This is a genomic window from Endozoicomonas sp. 8E (assembly GCF_032883915.1).
Taxonomy (GTDB): Bacteria; Pseudomonadota; Gammaproteobacteria; order Pseudomonadales; family Endozoicomonadaceae; genus Endozoicomonas_A.
This window is the reverse complement of sequence record NZ_CP120717.1, coordinates 5,880,927-5,903,332: the sequence shown is the minus strand read 5'-3', so window position 1 is coordinate 5,903,332 and position 22,406 is coordinate 5,880,927. Positions and strand designations below refer to the sequence as shown.

The 22,406-nt window shown below is 47.7% G+C and carries 17 protein-coding genes; all 17 read right to left on the bottom strand.

Going from position 1 to position 22,406, the window contains the following annotated elements; genetic code table 11:
• Nucleotides 1-8 precede the first annotated feature (8 nt).
• The 17 genes from P6910_RS20695 to P6910_RS20615 all read right to left on the bottom strand — a co-directional run bounded on the left by P6910_RS20695 (nucleotide 9) and on the right by P6910_RS20615 (nucleotide 22,348).
• On the bottom strand, nucleotides 9-158 hold the full coding sequence (locus P6910_RS20695) for a hypothetical protein (RefSeq protein ID WP_317143148.1): 150 nt from the start codon (nucleotides 156-158) through the stop codon (nucleotides 9-11).
• Entirely contained in the window at nucleotides 149-385 is a 237-nt protein-coding gene (locus tag P6910_RS20690) for a hypothetical protein (protein ID WP_317143147.1), read from the bottom strand. Before P6910_RS20690 ends, P6910_RS20695 begins: the two co-directional genes overlap by 10 nt.
• 44 nt (nucleotides 386-429) lie before the next feature.
• Entirely contained in the window at nucleotides 430-2,124 is a 1,695-nt protein-coding gene (locus P6910_RS20685; protein ID WP_317143146.1) for a hypothetical protein, read from the bottom strand.
• Nucleotides 2,125-2,399: 275 nt separating this feature from the next.
• Nucleotides 2,400-2,705: a hypothetical protein gene (locus P6910_RS20680; RefSeq protein WP_317143145.1), complete on the bottom strand. Its 306-nt coding sequence runs from the start codon at nucleotides 2,703-2,705 to the stop codon at nucleotides 2,400-2,402.
• A 126-nt stretch (nucleotides 2,706-2,831) separates the two neighbouring features.
• Complete coding sequence (locus tag P6910_RS20675; protein WP_317143144.1) at nucleotides 2,832-3,176, bottom strand: hypothetical protein; 345 nt, start codon at nucleotides 3,174-3,176, stop codon at nucleotides 2,832-2,834.
• Nucleotides 3,177-3,203: 27 nt separating this feature from the next.
• The gene (locus tag P6910_RS20670) at nucleotides 3,204-3,551 is read right to left on the bottom strand and encodes a hypothetical protein (protein WP_317143143.1); all 348 of its coding nucleotides are present in this window, start codon (nucleotides 3,549-3,551) and stop codon (nucleotides 3,204-3,206) included.
• Nucleotides 3,552-3,663: 112 nt separating this feature from the next.
• Complete coding sequence (locus P6910_RS20665) at nucleotides 3,664-5,697, bottom strand: hypothetical protein (protein ID WP_317143142.1); 2,034 nt, start codon at nucleotides 5,695-5,697, stop codon at nucleotides 3,664-3,666.
• Between the two features lie 69 nt (nucleotides 5,698-5,766).
• Complete coding sequence (locus P6910_RS20660; RefSeq protein ID WP_317143141.1) at nucleotides 5,767-7,476, bottom strand: hypothetical protein; 1,710 nt, start codon at nucleotides 7,474-7,476, stop codon at nucleotides 5,767-5,769.
• Nucleotides 7,477-7,642: 166 nt separating this feature from the next.
• A complete protein-coding gene (locus tag P6910_RS20655; protein WP_317143140.1) occupies nucleotides 7,643-9,712 on the bottom strand; it encodes a hypothetical protein in 2,070 nt (689 codons plus the stop codon).
• 178 nt (nucleotides 9,713-9,890) lie between these two features.
• A complete protein-coding gene (locus P6910_RS20650) occupies nucleotides 9,891-10,046 on the bottom strand; it encodes a hypothetical protein (protein ID WP_317143139.1) in 156 nt (51 codons plus the stop codon).
• Nucleotides 10,047-10,203: 157 nt separating this feature from the next.
• Nucleotides 10,204-12,240, bottom strand: coding sequence for a hypothetical protein (locus P6910_RS20645; protein WP_317143138.1), 2,037 nt, complete (start codon nucleotides 12,238-12,240; stop codon nucleotides 10,204-10,206).
• Nucleotides 12,241-12,315: 75 nt separating this feature from the next.
• The gene (locus P6910_RS20640) at nucleotides 12,316-14,427 is read right to left on the bottom strand and encodes a hypothetical protein (RefSeq protein ID WP_317143137.1); all 2,112 of its coding nucleotides are present in this window, start codon (nucleotides 14,425-14,427) and stop codon (nucleotides 12,316-12,318) included.
• A 48-nt stretch (nucleotides 14,428-14,475) separates the two neighbouring features.
• The gene (locus P6910_RS20635) at nucleotides 14,476-16,440 is read right to left on the bottom strand and encodes a hypothetical protein (protein ID WP_317143136.1); all 1,965 of its coding nucleotides are present in this window, start codon (nucleotides 16,438-16,440) and stop codon (nucleotides 14,476-14,478) included.
• A gap of 134 nt (nucleotides 16,441-16,574) precedes the next feature.
• Entirely contained in the window at nucleotides 16,575-18,512 is a 1,938-nt protein-coding gene (locus tag P6910_RS20630; RefSeq protein WP_317143135.1) for a hypothetical protein, read from the bottom strand.
• A gap of 161 nt (nucleotides 18,513-18,673) precedes the next feature.
• Nucleotides 18,674-20,575, bottom strand: a complete 1,902-nt coding sequence (locus P6910_RS20625) for a hypothetical protein (RefSeq protein ID WP_317143134.1) — start codon at nucleotides 20,573-20,575, stop codon at nucleotides 18,674-18,676.
• 157 nt (nucleotides 20,576-20,732) lie between these two features.
• Nucleotides 20,733-21,281: a hypothetical protein gene (locus P6910_RS20620; RefSeq protein WP_317143133.1), complete on the bottom strand. Its 549-nt coding sequence runs from the start codon at nucleotides 21,279-21,281 to the stop codon at nucleotides 20,733-20,735.
• Nucleotides 21,212-22,348 (bottom strand): hypothetical protein, encoded by a 1,137-nt coding sequence (locus tag P6910_RS20615; RefSeq protein WP_317143132.1) that lies wholly within the window; start codon nucleotides 22,346-22,348, stop codon nucleotides 21,212-21,214. The genes P6910_RS20620 and P6910_RS20615 overlap by 70 nt, the downstream gene beginning before the upstream one ends.
• Between the last annotated feature and the right edge of the window lie 58 nt (nucleotides 22,349-22,406).

The following is a 22,406-nucleotide window of genomic DNA, read 5'->3' as shown; positions in this document are numbered from 1 at the left end:
TAATAATTCTATCCCTGTCTTCTGGAATACAGAGAGGAAGGATAGATCAAGACAATTGTTTTTGTGTCTTCCTCATAAAGAGGGTGTCGCAAAACTCCAATAGCTCGTTCCCATGCTCTGAGGTCGTCATTCCCGCGAAGGCGGGAATTCAGCGCCAACGGTGGATCTCTGCCTTCTCGGGGATGACAAGGCCAGGGGGCGCCGGGCAGTATGGTTCTGGTGGTGAATCAGTGTGGATTCCCGCCTTCGCGGGAATGACGAGAATGAAGTCGGGAATGACGAGAATGAAGTCGGGAATGACGAGAATGAAGTCGGGAATGACGAGAATGAAGTCGGGAATGACGAGAGTCAACTCGTTCGCACGTTGGAGAGAGTTTTGCGACACCCTCTAAAAGGGCAGGTGTCCATTCAAGGATGAAGGTCATCGTCTCAATTCTCATCAACAGGCTTGCGTTTTCGATGTGCTCTTTTGTGAGCGTACAGGGCTTTAGCATTCTTTAAGGTTGTCCCGCATCGCAGCTGCTGACCATCCTCCCCGACCACGGTCAGGTCACAGGTTTTTTGCCCTCTGTGGAAACTGCTTTTGTGAGTCGAAAGAGCTGCAGCATTCTTGCAGGTTGTCCCACATGGCCGCTGCTGACCATCCTTTCCGACCACGGTCTCGTCACAAGTTTTTTGTCCGCTGTGGTCTACTCTTTTGTGATTTACCAAGGCTTTAGCACTCTTGCAGACCTTTCCGCATCGGCATTGCTGACCATTCTCCCCGACCACGGTCGCGTCACAGATTTTTTGCCCGGTGTGGTTTCTTCTTTTGTGATCCAACAGGTTCTGAGCACTCTTGCAAACCATCCCGCATATTCGCTGAATGCCATCCTCCCCGACCATTTTTACTTCACAGGTTCTCTGTCCCGTATGGTATTTGCTTTTGTGATCCGACAGGGCTTTAGCGCTTTTGCGGACCGCTCCACATTGGCGAGACTGGCCATCCTCTCTAACCAGGGTTACGTCACAGATTTGTTGTCCGGTATGGACGCTTTTTTTGTGATCCGACAGAGTTTGAGCATTCTTGCAGATCCTCCCGCATGATCGCTGCAGGCCATCTTCCCCGACCATGGTCATGTAACAGGTTTTTTGCCCGGTGTGGTAGTTGCTTTTGTGAGAGGACAGTGATCTCTTAGTCTTGCAGATCTTCCCGCATTGTATTAACTGGCCACCTTCCCTGAACACTATCACGTTGCAGGTTGCTAGCCCTGCTGGTGCGGGAGCTGTATTGGCTGTTCCTGCAGCCAGCGGGTTTGAGGCGACCCCATTTGCAGAATTACAACTATAGCAGTGTCTATTGTCTAAATGGGGACATGATCTTGGTTTGGGTGTGGCTCCTGTGTAGTCTTTCGAGATTTTTACTGATTTGATTGCTCCGCTATCGGATGAATCGGAAGGTTGTAGAAATTGACAAAGGCCGTTGCAGGGATGGACGAAACAATTCAAACCCAAGGTATGTGAGTGTTGCTGTGGGCTTTGGTTACCTTCACCAGAGTCAGAATAAAGGAAATGATTGAACGAGCCTGCAGAATGGGTAGTTACTTGTGGGGCTTGCTGGCCTGATGATTTCGATGGCTGGCCTTGTTGTTGGTCATCTATAGAACCATGCATCATAGTGGTGATTGCAAACGTGTGGTTTTCACTCGTCTCTCTTGGTTCAATCGGATTAAACAGCGGTGAATACGGGTTCCAATAGCTTTTTAAAAGCTGACCGACAGCGATAGCCGCTTCTACAGGTACCCATGAACAATGGTGGGAGCTTTCACGGTTGTTTCCGGTGGTCAGGATAAGTTCGTAAGCAACCAGGAGATTTGTCGCGTAAAGCCATTGCCACGAAATCGATCCAATAAAGGGCGTTGTTACCCCGTAGTCGTTAGGTCTGTGTCGTTTGTCATCTGATGACAAAGCGGTCTCTGTATAGTCTTTTTTTTCGGCAATGTCTGACAGGTTGTCTGACAAAATATGCCAGTCAGGCTTTATAGAAAAGTTCTGGTTTGGAGAATCTGTATTGTGTTCAAGCTCGACAATAAATCGTCTTGTTAATGGATTGGCCCGGATGATGACAGATAAAGACAGCAGCATCAGTACTACAAAGAGTGAGTGTTTAATAATTCTATTCTTGCCTCTTGTCATACAGAAAGGAAAGATAGATCAAGAATATAAGTGTGTTTTTGTAACTTCCTCATGAAAGCGCAGTTTTCCGTTCAAGGATTAAGGTCATGGTCTAAATTCACATCAAAAGGCTTGCGTTTTCGATGGATCTTTCTGTGCTTCGACAGGGGCAGGGCATTTTTGCAGACCGCCCCGCATGATCGCAACCGGCCATCTTCCCCGACTAAGGTAAAGTCACAGGTTCGTTACCCGGTATGGTGTCCGCTTTTATGAGTTGATAAGGCTTTAGTATTCGAGTAAGCCTTTGCGCATGGTCGCGGCAGATCATCCTTCCTAACAACTATGCACGGCCGTTGTAGGCCATCTTCCCCGACCATAGTGACGTTACAGGTTCTTCGCCCGGCGTGATAGTTACTTTTGTGAGAGAGCAGTGTTTTTTTATTCTTGAAGATCCTCCCGCATTGCATTAGCTGGCCACATCTGCAGAACGTGATCAAGTTGCAGGTTGCTTGTCCGGCAGGAGTAACTGTATCGGCGGCAGCTGCACCCAAGTTTCAGCTGGCCTTATCTTCAGATTTACAGCTATGGAGGTATCTATCGAACAAGTAGGAGCACAGTTCGGTTCGGTTGTTGACTCTGGGGAGTCTGTTGAGCTCTCTCCTGAGTTGAATGCTCCGCTATCGGATGAGTGGGAAGATTGTCGGAATTGACAAACGCCATAACAGGGATAGATAGAACAATTTAAACCTAAAGTATGTGAGTGTTGTATAGGGGGCACCGTCACCAGGGTCAGGATAAAGAAGATGAGTGAAATAGGCTTTTGGGCAGGTGGTGGTTTGCAGGGCTTGTTTGCCGGATGATTTTGATAGCTGGCCTTGCGGTTGGCTTCGTTCAGAGCCAGACATCATAGTGATGATCGCAAAAGGGTGAACTCCCCGTGTCAGCACAGGTGAGGTCTGTTGTTCAAGAGGATTAAGCAGCGGTGAATCGGGGTTCCAATAGTTCTTTAAAAGCCAATCCACAGCGATAACCGCTTCTAAAGGTACCCATTAATAAAGCTTGGAGCTTAAAAGGGTGCCTTTGGTGGTCAGAATCAGTCGATAAGCAACCAGCAGATTCGTGGTGCAAAGCCATTGCCACGAAATCGACTCAATGAAGGTTGTTTTGAATCCGTAACTGTCAGGTTTGTGTCGTTTTTCACCCGATGGCAAACCGGATCCTTCATAGCCGTAAGTTTCGGCAATATCTGACGGGTTGTTCAGCAATGTGTTCAGGTCAGGTTTTATAGAAAATCTCTGGTTTGAGGAACCTGTATTCTGTTTAAGTTCGACAATGAATTGCTTTGTCAACGGTTCTATCTGACAGAAAACAGACAACGACAGCATAAACAACAGCATTGTTGCAAAGCGTGAGAGTTTAATAATTCTATCCTTGTCTTCTGGTCACAGAGAGAAAGGAGAGATCAAGAATATAAAGGATTTTGTGTTTTTTTTAGTAGCGGGTTTCAGCTCAAGGATTGAGCTCATCTTCCCGATCCACATCAGCAGGATTGCGTTTTCGATGAATTCTTTTGTGATTCGACAGGGCTTGGACATTTTCGCAGATCTTCCCGCACAACCGCTTCTGACTATCCTTCCCGACCACTGTCACTTCACAGGCTTTTGGCCCGCTATGGTCTCTTCTTTTGTGGTTTGTCAGGGCTCTGGCATTATTGCAAACCGTTCCGCATGCTCTTTGCTGTCCATCCTCCCCGACCACCGTTGCGTCACAGGTTTTTTGCCCGCTGTGCATTTTGCTTTTGTGATCCCACAGGGTATGGGCACTCTTAAAAACTCTCCCACATGACCGCTGCTGACCATCCTTTCCGACCACTGCCATATCACAAGTTTTTTGCCCGCTGTGGACTTTGCTTTTGTGAATCCGGAGGGCTAGAGCATTCTTGCAGACCGTCCCGCATGGCCTTTGCTGAACATCCTTCCCGACTAATGTCTCGTCACAGGTTTGTTGCCCGGTATGGTAGATGCTCCTGTGAGTCCCAAAGGCTGCGACATTCTTGTAGGTCATAGCGCATGCCCGCGACTGGCCATCCTCTCCAACCACGGTTATGTTACAGGTCTGTATACCGGTGTGCTCTTTTCTTTTGTGATAAAACAGAGCCTGAAAATTCTTGTAGATCTTCCCGCATGGTTGCTGCAGGCCATCCTCTGTGACTACGGTTACTCTACAGGTTTGTTCCCCGCAGTGTTTTTGCTTTTTGTGATTCGCAAGAGATTGAACATTCTTGCAGACTATGGCGCATACCTGCTTCTGGCCATCCTCTCCGACCATACTAAAGCCACAGGTTTTTTGCTCGCTGTGGACGCTTTTTTTGTGATAGTACAGGGCTTGAGCAGTCTTGCAGACCTTCCCGCATGACCGCCGTTGTCCGTCCTCCCCAGCCAGGGTTAGCTCACAGGTTTTTTGCCCGGTATGGTATCCGCTTTTGTGAGATGAAAGTAATCTTTCATTCTTAAAGGCCTTCCCGCATTGCCGCGGTTGAGAATCCTTCCCGACTAATAACTCTCTGCAGATTGTTTGCCGGGGTGGATTAATTGTATCGGCTACATCAGTACCCTTTGAGTTAAGGGCGAGCCTGTCTATGATCACCCCGTCTAAGGCGACCCCTTTTGTAGAGGCGCAGCTATCAAACTGTGCATTGGTCTGATGGGGGTATGAGCTTTGTTCGGGTGGTGCGCCTGTGTGGTCTGCCGAACTTTCTTGATATTCCAGCGCTCCGCTACCGGATGAATCTGAAGGTTTTCCGAATTGACAAACATCATTACAGGGATGGACGAAACAATTTAAACCCAAAGTATGTGAGTGTTGTTGAGGGGCTTCGTTACCGTCATCAAAGTCAGAATACAGAAGACTGGTGAAATAGCCTATAGGGTAGGTTGTGATTTGTGGGGCTTGTTGGATGGATGATTCTGAGGGCTTTGCTTGTGATTGATCACGTTCAGAGCCAGGCATCATAGTGGTGATCGCAGACAGGTGATCTCCCTGCGACAACATAGATAAATACTGTCGTCTAAAAGAATTGAGCAGCGGTGAATCAGGGTTCCAGTCGCTTTTTAAAAGCCAGCCGACAGCGATAAACGCTTCTACAGGTAGCCATGAATAAGTGTTGTAGACTGGAGAGGCGTCTCTGGTGGTCAGGATCAGTTCAAAAGCTACCAGCAGATTCGTGGCGTAAGGCCATTGCCACGAAATCGGCTCAATGAAGGTTGTTTTCAGCGTGTAACTGAATGTGCTGTATCGTTTGTCATTCGTCGGCGAATCAGGTTCTGGATAGCCGTTTATGTCGACAATGTCTGATGGGTTGTCCAACAATGTACGGCAATCTTTTGTTATAGAAAATTTCTGCTTTGGAAAATCTGAATTTTGCTCAAGCTCGGCAATAAAAGTTCTTGTCAACGGTTTAGTCTGGCAGATGACAGACAACGACAGTGACAGCAGTGTTGCAAAAAGTGAGTGTTTAATAATTCTATCCTTGCCTTCCGTCATACAGAAACGAAAGATAGATCAAGAAAATAAGTGTTTTTTCGTCTTTTTCATGAAAGAGCCGGTTTCATTTCAAGGATTGGGGTCATCGTCCAGGTCCATATTAAAAAGCCTGCGTTTTCGATGTCTTCTATTGTGACTCGACAGGCCATGAATATTCTTGCAGACCTTCCTGCATGATTGCTGCTGACCATCTTCCCTGACCACTGTCTCGTAGCGGTTTTTTTGCCTGCGGTGGCCTCTTCTTTTGTGATTCGCCAAGGCTTTGGCATTCTTGCAAACCGTTCCGCATGGTCTTTGCTGACCATCCTCTCCAACCATGTTCAGGTCACAGGTTTTTTGCCCGCTGTGGATTTTGCTTTTGTGCTCCCACAGGGCTTGGATACTATTCAAGACCTTTCCGCATGGCCGCTGCTGACCACCCTCCCCGGCTACCGCCTTGTTACAGGTTTGTTGCCCGGTGTGGTATCTGCTTTTATGAACCGATAGGGCTTGAGCATTCTTACAGAACGTCCCACATGGCCACTGCTGGCCATCTTCCCTGATTACTGCCACGTCACAGTTTTGTTGTACGCCGTGATATCTCTTTTTGTGATAAATCAGGCATCTGGCGTTCTGAAGGACTTGCCCGCACGGTTGCAGCTGGCCATTCTCTCCGATCACAGTTACGTCACAGGATTTTTGCCCTGTGTGGTGTATGCTTTTATGGGTCCACAGAGATTGAGCACTCTTGCAGACCTCCCCACAGAAACGCTGCTGGCCATCTTCCCCAACCACGGTTACATCACAGTTTGTTTGCTCGGTGTGGTATCGCTTTTTGTGATAATACAGGCTCTTGGCGTTCTGGAAGAGCCTTCCGCATGGTCGCAGCTGGTCATTCTCCCCGACCACAGTTACGTTACAGTCTTTTTGCCCGGTGTGGTATGAGCTTTTATGAACTGACAGAGATTTAACACTCTTGAAGACCTTCCCGCACGGCAGTTGCTGGCCATCCTGCCGGACAACGATCACGTTGCAGGCATTTCGCCCGAGAGGTTTCGTTGTATGGGCTGTCCCTGCAGCCAGTGAGTCTATAGCGACCCCGTCTGAAGAGTTCCAACGATAACATTGTGTATTAGCCAAATCGGGGTATGAAGTTTGTCCGGGGTTTGCTCTTGTGTGGTCTGCTGAACTTTCTCCATATTCCAGCGCTAAGCTAACGGATGAATCTAAAGAACTTCGGAATTGACAAAAGCCATTACAGGGATAGACGAAACAATTTAAACCCAAAGTATGTGACTGTTGTTGAGGGTTTTCGTTACCGTCCCCAGAGTCTGAATAAAAGAGACGAGCGAAATAGCCTACAGGGCAGTTGATGGCTTGAGGGGCTTGCTGGCCGGGCGATTCTGATGATAAACCTTGTTGTGGGTTATTTTCAGAGCCAGGCATCATAGTGTTGATCGCAAACGAGAGATTAACCTCTGTCAACATAAATGTCGCCTGTTGTTCAAGAGGCTTAAACAGCGCTGAATCAGGGCACCGATTGCTTTTTAAAAGCCAACCGACAACGATAATCGCTTCTGCAGATAGCCATGGATAAAGATTGGAGCTTAAAGAGGCGTCTTTGCTGGTCAGGATCAGTTGATAAGTAACCAGCAGATTCACCGCGTAAAGCCATTGCCACGAAATCGAGTCAATGAAGTTTATTTTTATCCCGTAATTGAAAGGTCTGTGTCGTTTGTCATCCAATGGCAAATCGGACACTGTACGGTCGTTTGTTCCGGCAATAAAACGTTCTGTCAACGGTTCGGTCTGACAGAAGACAGATAATGACAGTATCAGCAACAGCAGCGTTGCAAAGCGTGAGAGTTTAATAATTCTATCCTTGCCTCCTGGTTTACAAAGGAGAAGGATAGATCAAGAATATAAAGGTGTTTTTGTATCTTCTTCATGAGTTGCGGGTGTCAGTTTAAGGTCTGGGGTCACTATCGCGAACCACATCAACAGATTTGCGTTTTCGATGGATTTTTTTGTGACTCCTCAGGGCCTCGGCATTTTTGTAGACTTTCCCGCATGGCAGCTGCTGGCCATCTTCTCCGATCACGCTTAAGTCACAGGTTTTTTGCCCGCTGTGGATTCTGCTTTTGTGATCCCAAAGGGCATGAGTATTCTTAAAGACCGTCCCACATGGCTGCTGCTGACCATCCTTCCCAACTACTGCCACAGTACAGGTTTGTTGCCCAGTGTGGAATTTGCTTTTGTGATCAGACAGGGCTCGAGCATTCCTGCAGACCTTACTGCAGGGCTGCGGTTGGCCGATGACTGCCACGTCACAGGTTTGTTGCCTGGTATGGAAGCTTCTTCTGTGAGCTTCCATGTTTACAACATTCTTGCAGGTCATACCGCATGGCCGCGACTGGCCATCCTCTCCAATCACGATTGCGTTGCAGGTCTGTCGTCCAGTGTGGTCTTTTCTTTTGTGATAAGACAGAGTTTGAAGATTCTTGCAGATCTTACCACATGTCAGCTGCTGGCCATCTTCCGTGACCACGGTCCTGTTACAGGCTCGTTCCTCGCTGTGGTCTTTGCTTTTGTGAATTGTCAGGGTTCTGGCACTCTTGCAAACCTTTCCACATGATCGTTGCTGTCCATCCACCCCGACCACAGTTACGTTACAGTTTTTTTGCCCGCTGTGGTTGCTTTTTTTGTGATCGTACAGGGCTTGAGCATTCTTGCAGATCTTCCCGCATGGCCGCTGTTGGCCACCCTCCCCGACCACAGCTACGCTACAGGTTTTTTGCCCGGTGTGGACTGTGCTTTTATGAACCGTCAGAGACAGAGCACTCTTGCAGACTTTCCCGCACAGCCGCTGCTGGCCATCCACTCCAACCAGAGTCACATCACAGGTTTCTTGCTTGGTGTGGTATCTCTTTTTGTGATAATTAAGGCTTTTGACGTTCCGTAAGATTTTCCCGCATGTTCGCAGCTGGCCATCTTCCGCGACCACACATACGTCACAGGTTTTTTGCCCGGTATGATATGTGCTTTTATGAGACGACAGAGATTGTGTGTTCTTGAAGACCTTTCCGCATTGCAGCAGTTGGCCATCCTCACCGATCAAGACCAGGTTGCAGGCTTTTTGCCCGGCAGGTTTCGTTCTATGGGCTGCCCCTGTAGCCAATAAGTCAGGGGCGACCCCGTCTAAGGCGACCCCGTCTTCAGAGTTGCAGCTATTACACTGTGCATTGGTCAGATGGGAGTATGTGCTTTGTCCGGGTATGGCTCCTGTGTAGTCTGTCGAACTTCCTTCACATTCCAGCGCTGCGCTATCGGATGAATCTGAAGATTTTCGGAATTGACAAACGGCATTACAGGGATAGACAAAACAATTTAAACCCAAAGTATGTGAGTGTTGTTGAGGGCTTTCGTTACCGTCGCCAGAGTTAGAACAAAAGAGATGAGTGAAATAGCCTGTAGCGCAGCTGATGGCCTGTGGGGTTTGTTGGTCGGAAGATTCAGGTGGTTGGCCTCTTTGTGGGCCATGTTCAGAGCCAGGCATCATGGTGGTGATCGCAAGCGAAAGATCCACCCGTTTCAACTTAGATGCCGCCTGTTGTCCAATAGGGTTAAAAAGTGCCGAATCAGGGCTCCAATCGCTTTTAAAAAGCCAACCTGCAGCAATAACTGCGTCTAAAAGTAGCCATGAATTAGGATTGGAGTCTGGAGAGGCGTCTTTGGTGGTCAGGAACAGTTCAAAAGCGACCAGCAGATTCGTCACGTAAAGCCATTGCCAGAAAATCGACTCAATGAAGGTTGTTTTCACATCGTAACTGTAAGTTCTGTGTCGTTTGTTATCCAATGGCAAATCACGTTCTGCACAGCCGCTTGTTTCGACAATATCAGTCGGGTTGTTCAGCAATGTATCCAAGTCACGTATTATAGAAAAGTTCTGGTCTGAAGAAGCTGTATTGTCTTTAAGCTCGAAAATAAAACGTTTTGTCAACGGTTCTGCCTGACAGAAGACAGGCGACAACAGCATTAGCAGCAGCATTTCTGTTAAGCGCGAGAGTCTAATAGTACTATCCTTGCATTCCTGGTTTACCGAGATGAAAGATAGATCAAGAATATACAACCAGCAGATTCGTCGCACAAAGCCATTGCCACGAAATCGACTCAGTGAGGGTTGTTTTCAACTCGTAACAGTCAGGTTTGTGCTGTTAGTTATCCACTGACAAATCGGGTTCGGCATAGCCGTTTGTTTCGGCAATATCTGACGGCCTGTTCTGCGATATGCCCAGATCACGTTTTACAGAAAAGCCCGGGTTTGTAGAATCTTTATTTTGTTTAAGCTCGACCACAAAACGTTTTTTCAACGATTTCGCCAGGCAGAAGACAGACAACGACAATATCAGTAACAGCAGTGTTGCAGAGCGTGAGTATTTTATAATTCTATCCTTGCCTTATGATTTACAGAGAGGAAGGGTAGATCAAGAAAATAAATGTGTTTTTGAAAGGGCAAGTAACAGATAGCTACTTCTTCACTTTACTTTCTTGAGAAAGGAGGTCATCGCCCTGGCCCACAAGAAGCTTGCGTTTTCGATGACTTCTTTTGTGGTTCAAGGGGGCTGCGGCATTGCTGCAGACATTCCCGCCCGCCCGCTGCTGGCCGTACTCCTCAATCAAGGTTGCGTCAAAGGTTTGTTGTCCGCTGTGGTTTTTTCTTTTGTGATAACACAGTGCCTGAAGATGCTTGCAAGTCTTCCTGCATGGCTGCGACCGACCATCCTTCCCGATCACGGTTGCGTCACAGATTTTTTGCCCGGTGTGGTACTTGCTTTTGTGAACCGAAAAAGCTTGAAGACTCTTGAAGACCTTCTCACATGGCCGTTTCTGGCCATCCTTCCCGACCACGATTGCGTCACAGGTTTGTTGCCCGGTGTGTTCGTTTCTTTTGTGATCCGAGAGGGCGTTAGCACTCTTGCAGACCACGCCACACAGGCACGGCTGACCGTCCTCCCCGGTCACGGTTACGTCACAGGTTCGTTGCAAGCCGTGGTATCTGCTTTTGTGAGAGGACATGGCTTGAACACTCTTGCAGACCTTTCCGCATGGCCGCAGTCTGCCATCTCCCCCGATCATGGTCACGTTGCAGGTCTGTTGCCCGCTGTGCTGTCTTTTTCTGTGATGCCACAGGGCATTTTTTTTGATGAAGGTCTTTCCGCATGGCCGCTGCTTGCCACCCCTTCCGGCAACGGTTTCGTTACAGGTTTGTTTCCATGTGTGCTCGACCTTCATGTGATCCAGCAGGGCTCGTGCATTCTTGCAGACTTCCCCACACTGTTGCTGCTGACCAACCGCTGTGACTACTTTTGCGTTGCAGATTTTTGGTCTGAAGTGGTCTCTCCTTTTGTGATCCCACAAAGCTTGAAGATGCTTGCAGAGCTTCCCACAATATCTCTCCTGACCATCCTCAGCGACCATTGTTACCTTGCAGGTTTGTGGTCCGGTGTGGATGCTTCTTTTATGCTTTTGCAGGTATTTGGCATTCTTTAAGACCTTCCTGCATGGTTGTTGCTGGCCATCCTTCCCGATCAGTATCACGTCACAGGTTGCCTGCCCGGCAGAGTCTGTTTCACAGACTGAACCTTTACCCAATGTTCCCAAAGGTGAGTTTTGGTGGGAATCTTTAGCGTCTAAAAAATTAAAATGGGGCATGCAACTAAAGCAGTATCCAACAACCAGATGAGGGCATGAGCCCTGTCGGGGTGTTTCTCCTGATTGGTAGATTTTTATTTCTGCCACCGCCACCGGAGTCGTTAACGACTCATTGGGCTGCTGGTATTCTAACTCAGCGGACCCTCTGCTATTGGATAATTGTCGTAATTGACAAACGCCATAACAGGGATGGATGAAGCAATTTAAACCTAAAGTATGCAGGTGTCGTTGAGGAGATTTATCACCGTCGCCACAGTCTGTAATCATGAGGCTATTGAGAGAGCCTTTACGGTGGGTTGTTGTCTTTCGTGCTTTCTGTCCCGGTGATACTGATGGCCGGGATTGTTGTTGGCTATTTCCAGAACCATACATCGCGGTGATGGTTGCAAATGGGTGACCCAACAGTGTCAACATAGTTACTGCTTTTTGTGTTTCAATCGCGTTAAACAGCGATGAATCGGGGTTCCAGTCGCTTTTTAAAAGCCAGCTGACAGCGATAACTGCTTCTGGAGATACCCATGAATAAAGATTGGAGCTTGAAGAGATGTCTCTTCTAGTCAGGATCAGTTCATAAACAACCAGCAGATTTATCGTATAAAGCCATTGCCACGAAATCGAATCAATCAGGGTTGTTTTTACTCTGCAACTGTAAGTTTTTTGTCGTATATCATTTGATGGTAAATCAGGTTCTGGACAGTCGTTTATTTCGACAGTATTTGATGGGTTTTCCGACAATGTGTGTCGGTCAATCTTTATAGAAAAGTTCCGGTTTGGAAAACCTGCATTTTGTTCAAACTCGACAATAAAACGTCTTGTCAACGGTTTGGCCTGGCAGATGGCAAGTAAAGACATTAGCAGAAGTGCTGCAAAGAGTGAGGATTTAATAAGTCTATCCTTGTGTTCAGGTTTACAGAGATGAAGGATAGATTAAAAAAATAAATGTGTTTTTATCTCTTCATGACGGTGCGTGTCAGTTAAAGGACTGAGGTCATCTTCCTGGCCCACATTAAGAGGCTTGCGTTTTCGATGTCTTCTTTTGTGCTGCGAGAGAGCATGAGCATTCTTGCAGACCTTGCCGCATTGCCGCAGCTGACCATCCTCTGCGACTACTGTTGAGTCACAGCTTTTTTTCTCGGTGTGGACTCTTCTTCTGTGATCCATTATGGCTCTGGCATTGTTGTAGACCTTCCCACACGGCCGTGACTGACCATCCTTTCCCACTACTGGTATGTCGCAGGTTTGTCGCCCGGTGTGGAATATTCTTTTGTGCTCCCGGAGGGCTTTGGCACTGTTGCAGACCTTCTCGCATGCCCACTGTTGACCATCCTCTCCAGCCACGGTCACGTCACAGGTTTTCCGCTCGGAGTGGTTGCTGCTTTTGTGCTCCGAGAGGGCTTGAGCATTCTTGCAGACTTTTCCGCATGCTCGCTTCTGGCCATTCTCAGCAACCACTATCATGTCACAGTTTTTTTCCCCTGAATGGACGTTGCTTTTGTGAGATGACAGGGATCGACCACTCTTGCATACTCTTCCGCACGGCTGCAGCTGGCCATCATCCCCGATCACGGCTACGCTACAGGTTTGTTGCCTGCAATGCTCTTTTGATTTGTGATGCATCAGGGCAGCAGTATTGATGCATACCTTTCCACATGGCCGCTGCTGGCCATCCTCACAGATAACGTTTACGCAACAGGTTTTTTGTCCGGTGTGGTATCTGCTTTTATGAACCGTCAGAGATCGAATACTCTCGCAGATTTTCCCACATGGCCGCTGCTGGCCATTTTCCCCTATCATGCTTAAGACACAGGTCTGTTGCCCACTGTGGGCAACGCTTTTGTGATACCACAGAGTTTTGGCATTCTGGTAGGACGCTCCGCATAGCCGCGGCTCGTTATCCTCCCCAGTCACTATTGCGTCACAGGCTTTTTGCCCGGTGTGGTATCCGCTTTTGTGAGACAAAAGAATTTTTTTATTCTTGTAAACCTTTCCGCACTGTCGGAGCAGACCATCCTCTCCGAAGACTATCACATTGCAAGTTGCCTGCTGGGCAGGGCTGGTGGCATCGGCTGCCCCTGTAACCATTGAGTCAAAGGCGACCCCGTCTGAGGCGACCCCGTCTGAGGCGACCCCGTCTAAGGCGACCCCGTCTAAAGAGTTGTAATTATGATAGTGTCTATTGGCCAGAGGAGAGTACGAGCTTTGTCCGGGAGTAGCTTCTGCGTAGCCTGCCGAATTTTCTTCACAATCCGGCGTTCCGCTATTGTACGAACAGGAAGATTTTTTGAATTGACAAAGACCATGACAAGGATAGACATAACAATTTAAACACAAGGTATGTGAGTGTTGTTGAGGGCCTCCGTTACCGTCGGCAGAGTCAGAGTCAGAATACAGGAGGCTGCTAAAATAGCCTGTAATTTTAGTGGTAGCCTGTGGGTTAAGCTGGCCGGATGATTCTGATGGCTGGCCTTGCTGCGAGGTGTGTTCAGAGCCGGGCATCATAGCAGTGATTGCAAACGGGAGGGATTGACTCGCCTCTTGTTGTTCAATGGGGTTATACAGCGGTGAATCGAGTTTCCAATAGTTTTTTAAAAGCCAACCGATAGTGATAACCGCTTCTAAAGGCAGCCATAAATAAGGATTTAAGTTTATAGGGGGGGCTTTGTTGTTCAGGATCAGTTCATAAGCAACCAGCAGATTCGTAGCGTATAGCCATTGGCACGAAATGGACTCAATGAGGGGCGTTTTCAACTCGTAGCTGTCAAGTTTGTGTCGTTTTACATAAGGTGATGAATTGGGTTCTTCATGGCAATTTGTTTCAGCAATGTCTGACAAGTTATCTGACAATGTAAGTCTGTCATTTTTTATAGAAAAGCATTGGCTTGAAAAATCAGAATTCTGTCCAACCTCGACAATAAAACGTCTAACCGACGGTTTAGCCTGACAGATAACAGACAAAGACAGTAAGAGCAGTGCTGCGTAGAGTGAGAGTTTAATATTTCTATCCTTGCCTTCTGTACACAGAGAGGAAGGATAGATCAAAAAATAAGTGTGCTTTTGTGCCTTGCTCATTAAAGGGTGGGTTTAAGTTCAAGGGGGGAGTTCATCGTCCCGCTCCATATTAACAAGCTTGCGTTTTTGATGTCTTCTTTTATGATCTGATAGTGTTCTAGTACTCTTGCAGACCTTCCCGCATGGCCGTCTCTTGCCGTCGTCCCCGATCACGGTTTCCTTACAGGTTTGTTGGACAGTGTGGTGATTGTTTTTGTGATTAAATAGGGCTTTAGCATTCCTGCAGACTCTCCCGCATGGCTGCCACTGACCATTCTCCCCGATCATTCTGGCTTTACAGGTTTTATGCTCGGTGTGGACGCTGCTTTTGTGAGTCGACAGTGATCGTGCATTTTTGAAAATCTTCCCGCATGGCTGCAGCTGGCCATCCTCCCCGAGTACACTAAGCCCACAGGTTTGTGGCCTCTTGTGAGTTTTTTTTTTGTGATCCATCAGGGCTTGACTATTCTCGTAAATCTTCCCGCATGGCCGCCGCTGGCTATCCAACCCGGGCACAGTCAAGTCACAGATTCTTTGTCCGCTGTGGATGCTTTTTTTATGAGCCCACAGAGATATAGCATTACTGAATACCTTTCCGCAAGGCCTTGGCAGGCTGTCATTCCCGACCACGGTTACTTGACAGCTTTTTTGCCCGGTGTGGTGCCTTATTTTGTGATTTGACAGGGCCTGAGCATTCTTGCAGACACTACCGCATGGCCGTGGCTGTCTATCTTTCCCGATCATCAGAACTTCGCAGTTTTTTTGCCTGGTGTGAAAGCCGCTTTTATGAGTCGACAGTGAACGTGCACTTTTGAAAACTTTCCCGCATGGTTGCAGATGGCCATCTTTCCGGAGCACGGTCAAGTCACAAGTTTTTTGTCCGCTATGGCATGTGCTTTTGTGAGATGACAGGGCTTGATTATTCTTGCAGACTTTCCCGCATGGGCGTCGGCCAGCCTCCCCGACCACGATCTCATCACAGGTTTTTTGCGCGGTATGAAAGGTGTTTTTGTGATTGTAAAAGGCTCTGGCATTCTGGCAGAGCAAGCCGCATGGCCGCGGCAGGCCATCCTCCCCGACCACTGTCAGGTTACAGGTTCTTTGTCCGGTATGGTAATTGCTTTTGTGAGACGACAGGGCTTTAGCATTTTTGTAGACTTTCCCGCATTCTCGCAGCTGGCCATCCTCAGCTAATACTAATGCATTGCAGTTTGTTTGCCCGTCAAGGTGAGTTGTATAAGTTGCCCCTGCTCCCATTGAGTTCAGGACAACCCCGTCTGAGGCGACCCCGTCTACAAAATTGCAACGATAGCAGTGTCTCTTTGCCGAATGGGGGCATGAGTTTGGTTCGGGGTTTGCGTGTGTTTGGTCTATCGAACCTTCTTCAAAAGTCAACTTACCACTATTGTATGGATTGGAAGATTGTCGGAATTGACAAACACCATTACAGGGGGAGATATAACAATTTAAACCTAAAGTATGCGAGTGTTGTTCAGGGTCTTCGTTACCGTCGTCAGAGTCAGAATAAAGGAGGCTGAAGAAATAGCCTCTAATATGTTTGGGGAGCTGTGGGGGGGGCTTGTGGAATGATTCTGATGAATGGCCTCGTTGAGGAGCATGTTCAGTGCCAGGCATCATAGTGCTGATTGCAAACATAACCAGTTCTAAAGGTAGCCATGAATAAGGGGTTGGGTATAGAGAGCTGTCTTTACTGGTCAGGGTCAGTTTATAAGCAAGCAGTAGATTCGTCGTGTAAAACCATTGCCATGAAACCGGCTCAATGAGGGGCGTTTTCAAATTGTAACTGTCAGGTCTGTGGTGTTTGTCATCTGACGCTGAATCTGGTTTTTCATTACTGTTTCTGTTGACGATGTCTGATGGGGGGCCCGATAATGCAGGCCGTTCACGCACTATAGAAAAGTTCTGGTTTGAAGAATCTGCATCTAGTTCAAGCTTAACGATAAAACGTCCTGTCAACGGTTCAGCCTGGCAGATGACAGACAACGATAGCAACAGCAGTGTTACAAAGAGTGAGTGTTTAATAGTGCTATCCTTCTCTTCTGGTTTACAGAGAGGAAGGATAGGTCAAGAAAATAAGAGTGCTTTTGTGTCTTCCATATGAAAGGGCGGGTTTCAGATCAAGGGCGATCGTCCAGATTCACATTAACAGATTTGCGTTTTCGATGTATTTTTTTGTGATTCGACAAGGCTTGAGCATTTTTGCAGACCTTTCCGCATGGTTGCGGCTGGCCAGCCTTATCAACCAGGGTCAGTTCACAGGTTTTTTGCCCTGAGTGGTAGTTGCTTTTGTGAGATGAGAGGACTCGCGCACTATTGCAGACCTTTCCGCATGGTTGCGGCTGGCCATCCTTATCGACCAGGGTCAGTTCACAGGTTTTTTGCCCTGAGTGGCAGTTGCTTTTGTGAGATGAGAGGGCTCGTGCACTATTGCAGACTTTTCCGCATGGGCGCAGCAGGCCAGCCTTCTCGACCACTGTCAGGCAGGTTTTTTTGCCGGTGTGGGCGCCGCTTTTATGAGACGACAGTGATGCTAAATTTTTGAAGACCTTCCCGCATGCCTGCTGCTGACCATCCTCCCCGAGGACAGTCATGCCACAGGTTTTTTCCCCGGTATGGTAATTGTTTTTGTGACTCCATAGGGCTTCAGCATTCTTGGATACAGTTCCGCATGGTCGCGACTGGCCATTATCTCCAATCACTGTAAATTTGCAGATTTTTTTCTCGCTATGGACGCTGTTTTTGTGAAACGACAGTGATCGTGAAGCCTTGAAAACCTGACCGCATGGTCGCAGCTGGCCATCTTTCCAGAGCACGGTCAAATCACAGATTTTTTGCCCGGTATGGTATGCGCTTTTGTGAGATGACAGGGCTTGAGCATTCTTGCTGACTTTCCCACATGGTCGCTGCTGACCATCCTCCCCGACCACTGTCACACCACAGGTTTTTTGCCCGATATGAACGGTGTTTTTATGATTATACAGGGTTCTGTTATCCTGGCAGAGCAATCCGCATGGCTGAGGTCGGCCATCTTCGCCGGTTACTGTATAGTTACAGGTTTTTTTTCCGCTATGGTATTTGCTTCTGTGAGATGCTAGAGCTCTGGCATTTTTGCAGACTTTCCCACATTGTCGTTGCTGGCCATCCTTCCCTGGTATTATTGCATTGCACTTTGCTTGCCCTGCAAGGTGAGTTGGGTCCGCTGCCCCTGCTCCCATTGGGTTCAGAACAACCCCATCTGTGGCGACTCCGTCTATGGCGACCCCGTCTATGGCGACCCCGTCTTCAAATTTATAACGATAGTGGTGTGTATTTGCCGAACTGGGACATGAGTCTGGTTCTGGGTTTGTCTTTGTGTGGTCTGTCGAACTTTCTTCAAAAATCAACGCACCGCTATTGTATGGATTGGAAGATTGTCGGAATTGACAAACACTATTACAGGGGGAGATATAACAATTTAAACCTAAAGTATGCGAGTGTTGTTCAGGGTCTTCGTTACCGTCGTCAGAGTCAGAATAAAGGAGGCTGAAGAAATAGCCTTTAATTTGAGTGGGGGTGTGTGGGGGCTTTTGGCCGGATGATTCTGATGGCTGGCCTTGTTGCGGAGCATGTTCAGAGCCAGCCATCATAGCAGAAATTGCAAACGGGGGATTCTGACTCGCTTCTTGTGGTTTAATCGGGTTAAAAAGGGATGAATAGGGATTCCAATCGCTTTTTAAAAGCCAACCCACAGCGATAACTGTTGCTACAGATATCCATGAATAAGGGTTTGAGCTTAAAGGGATGTCACTGGTGGTCAGGAACAATTCATAGGCAACCAGCAGATTCTTAGCATAAAGCCACTGCCACGAAATTGACTCAATGAAGAACGTTTTCAATCTGTAGCTATAAGTCATGTGTCGTTTGTCATCGGGCTGTGAATAGGGTTCTGCATAGCCGTTTGTGTCGACAATGTCTGATGTGTTGCCTGACAATGCATTTCGGTCAAGCTTTATAAAAAAGTTCTGGTTTGGAAAATCTGCATTCTGTTCATACTCGACAATATAACGTCTCGTCAAAGTTTTAGCCTGGCAGGTGACGGACAGCGATAGTATCAGCAGCGCTGCAAAGAGTGAGTGTTTAATAATTCTATCCTTGTATTCAGGTTTACAAAGAGCAAGGATAGATCAAGCAAATAAGTATGTTTTTGTGTTTTCCCCATGAAAGGGCGGGTTTCAGTTCAAAGTGTCAGGTAATCGTTCCGGTCCGCATCAAGAGACTTGCGTTTTCGATGTCTTCTTTTGTGCTTCGACAGGGCTTGAGTATCCTTGCAGCCCTTCCCGCATGGTCGCAGCGGATCATCCTTGCCGAGCACCTTTAAGTCACAGGTTTCTTGCTTGCTGTGATATTTACTTTTGTGAACCGACAGTGATGCAATACTGCTGAAGATCCTACCGCACGGCCGCTGCTGGTTATCCTCCCCGACTGAGATGAATTCACAGGTTTGTTGCCCGGTGTGATAATTGTTTTTGTGATTCGACAGGGCTTTGGCATTCTTGCAGACTGTCCCGCATGGCAGAGGCTGGCCATTCTTCCCAATCACAGTAACTTCGCAGGTTTTTTGCTCAGTGTGGACGCTGCTTTTGTGAGACGACAGTAATGATACATTTTTGAAGACCTTCCCGCATGTCCGCAACTGACCATCCTTTCCGAGCACAGTCATGCCACAGGTTTTTTTCCCGGTGTGGTAATTGCTTTTGTGATTCGACAGGGCTTGAGCATTCTTGCAGACCTTCCCGCATGGATGCAGCAGGCCATCCACCCCAACCAGGTTGGCGTCACAGGTTTGCTGTCTGGTGTGGACGCACCTTTTGTGACTCGACAGGGCTATGGAATTCTTGCAGACCAATCCGCATGGCTCGGGCTGGCCATCCTCACCGACTACTGTTATGTCACAGGCTTTTTGCCCGGTGTGGTATTTGCTTTTGTGAGCCGACAGGGCTTGAGTATTCTTGCAGACCTTCCCGCATGGTCGCTGTAGGCCATCCTTCCCTACTTCTGTTACGTTACAGATTTTTTGCCCGGTGTGATATTGGTTTTTGTGATTCGACAAGGCTTGAGCACTTTTGTAGACCTTCCCACAGGATCTTGGCTGGCCATCCTCTCCGATTGATGTTAAGTCACAGGTTTTTTGCCCGGTATGGCATTTGTCCTTGTGAAGCGACAGTTTCCGTTTATTATTGAATACCTTCTTGCATTGTCGTACCTGACCATCATCTCCGACCTGGATCACGCTACAAGTTGCCTGTCCGGTAGGGGGCATTGTATCGGCTGCCCCTGCAACCATAGAGTTTGACGCGAGCCCGTCTACTGAAATACAACCAAAGCGGTGTGTATTGGCTAAATGGGGGTATGAGTCTGATACGGAGGGTGATCCAGTGTTGTCTGTCGAACTGTTTTCACAAACTGGCGCTCCGCTATTGGATGTATCGGAAGATTGTCGAAATCGACAGACACCGTTACAGGGATAGATAAAACAATTTAAATTCAAAGTATGCAGGTGTTGTTCAGGGCCTTCATTACCGCTGCCAGAGTCAGAATACGGAAGGCTGATGTAATAGCCTGTAATATGAGTAGTCGCCTGCGGGGTATGCTGACCCGATGATTGTGATCGCTGAAATTGTGGTTGCTCCTGTTCAGAGCCAGGCATCAGAGTGGTGATGGCAAACGGGTGATTAGGGATTGCCTCTTGTTGTTTAGTGGGGTTAAACAACTGTGAGTCGGGGTTCCAATAGTTTTTTAAAAGCCAGCCGACAGTGATAACCGCTTCCAGAGGTAGCCATGAATAAAGGGCTGGGCATAGCGAGGTGTTTTTGGTGGTCAGGATCAGCTCATAAGCAACCAGCAGATTCGTAGCGTATAGCCATTGCCAGGAAATCGCCTCAATCAGGGTGGTTTTCATCCCGTTATTGTCAGGTTTATGTCGTTTTTTATCAGGGGGTGAATCAGGTTCCGTATAGCCGTTTGTATCGGCAATGTCAGACGGGTTGCCTGACATTGTTCGTTGGTCAAGCTTTATAAAAAAATTCTGGTTTGAAAAATCTGCATTCTGTTCAAGCTCGATAACAAAGCCTCTTGTCAACGATTTAGCCTGGCAGATGACAGACAGCGACAGTAACAGCAGTACCGCAAAGAGTGAGTGTTTAATAATTCTATCCTTGCTTTATGGTTTACAAAGAGGAAGGATAGATCAAGAAAATAAGTGTGTTATTTTGGCTTCCTCATCAAAGGGAGGCAGTTCAAGGAGTGAGGTCATCGTTCCGGTTCCAATCAACAGGCTTGCGTTTTCGATGTATTCTTTTGTGATCTGACAGTGCTTTGACACTCTTGCAGATCTTCCCACACGACTGCGGTAAGCCCTCCACCCCGATCACGGTTTCCTTACAGTTTTTTTGCCCGCTGTGGTGTTTGCTTTTGTGATACGACAGGGCTGGAATATTCTTGCAGACTGTCCCGCATGGCTTTGGCTGGCCATCCTCACTGAAGACTCTCACGTCACAGGTTTTTTGCTCGCTGTGGTATTTGCTTTTGTGATACGACAGGGCTGGAATATTCTTGAAGACTGTTCCGCACAGCCGTGGCTGGCCATCCTCCCCGACGACTCTCACGTCACAGGTTTTTTGCCCTGTATGATATTGGCTTTTGTGACTCGACAGGGAATGAGCATTCTTGCAAACCTTCCCGCATGGATGCAGCAGGCCCCCCTTCCCAACTACTTTTACGTCACAGGTTTTTTGCCCAGTGTGGTATTTTTTTTGTGATACGACAGGGCTTGAATATTCTTGCAAACTGTCCCGCATGGATGTGGCTGGCCATCTTCCCTGACGACTCTTAAGTCACAGGTTTTTTGCCCGGTATGATATTTGTGCTTGTGATTCGACAGGGCTTGACCATTCTTACAGACCTTCCTGCACGGGTGCAGCTGGCCATCCTCCCCGACGACTCTTGCGTCACAGGTTTTTTGCCCGCTGTGGTATTTGTATTTGTGACACGACAGGGCTTGAGCACTGTTACAGACCTTCCCACATGAGTACAGCTGGCCACCCTCTCCGATCAGGATCACGTTACAGGTTGCTTGTCCGACCGGTGGATTTGTATTGGCTGCCCCTGCTGCCATTGAGTCTGAGGTGACCCCGTTTACGCTATTGGATGGATCAGAAGATTGTCGGAATCGACAAACTCCGCTACAGGGATAGATAAAACAATTTAAATTCAAAGTATGCGGGTGTTGTTCAGGGTCTTTATTACCGCTGCCAGAGTCAGAATACAGAAGGCTAGTGGAATAGCCTGTAATATGAGTAGTGGTCTGTCGGGGGGGCTGACCCGATGATTGTGATGGCTGATATTGTGGTTGGTCCTGTTCAGAGCCAGTCATCAGAGTGGTGATCGCAAACGGGTGATTTGGACTCGCCTCTTGATGTTCAATTGGGTTAAACAGTGGTGAGTAGGGGTTCCAATAGTTTTTTAAAAGCCAGCCAACAGTGATAACCGCTTCCAGAGGTAGCCATGAATAAAGGGGTGGGCATTGAAAGGTGTCTTTGGTGGTCAGGATCGGTTCATAAGCAACCAGCAGATTCGTAGCGTATAGCCATTGCCAGGAAGTCGACTCAATCAGGGTCGTATTCATTCCGTAATAGTAAGGTTTGTGTCGTCTTTTATCAGGCGGTGAGTATGGTTCTGTATAACCCGTTGTGTCGGCAATGTCAGACGGGTTGCCTGACAATGTTCGTCGGTCAAGCTTTATAAAACAGTTCTGGTTTGAAAAATCGACATTCTGTCCAAGCTCGATAACAAAGCATCTTGTTAATGGTTTAGCCTGGCAGATGAAAGACAATGACAGCAACATCAGTGCCATAAAGAGTGAGTGTTTAATAAATCTATCCTTGCCTTCTGGTATACAGAGAGGAAGGATA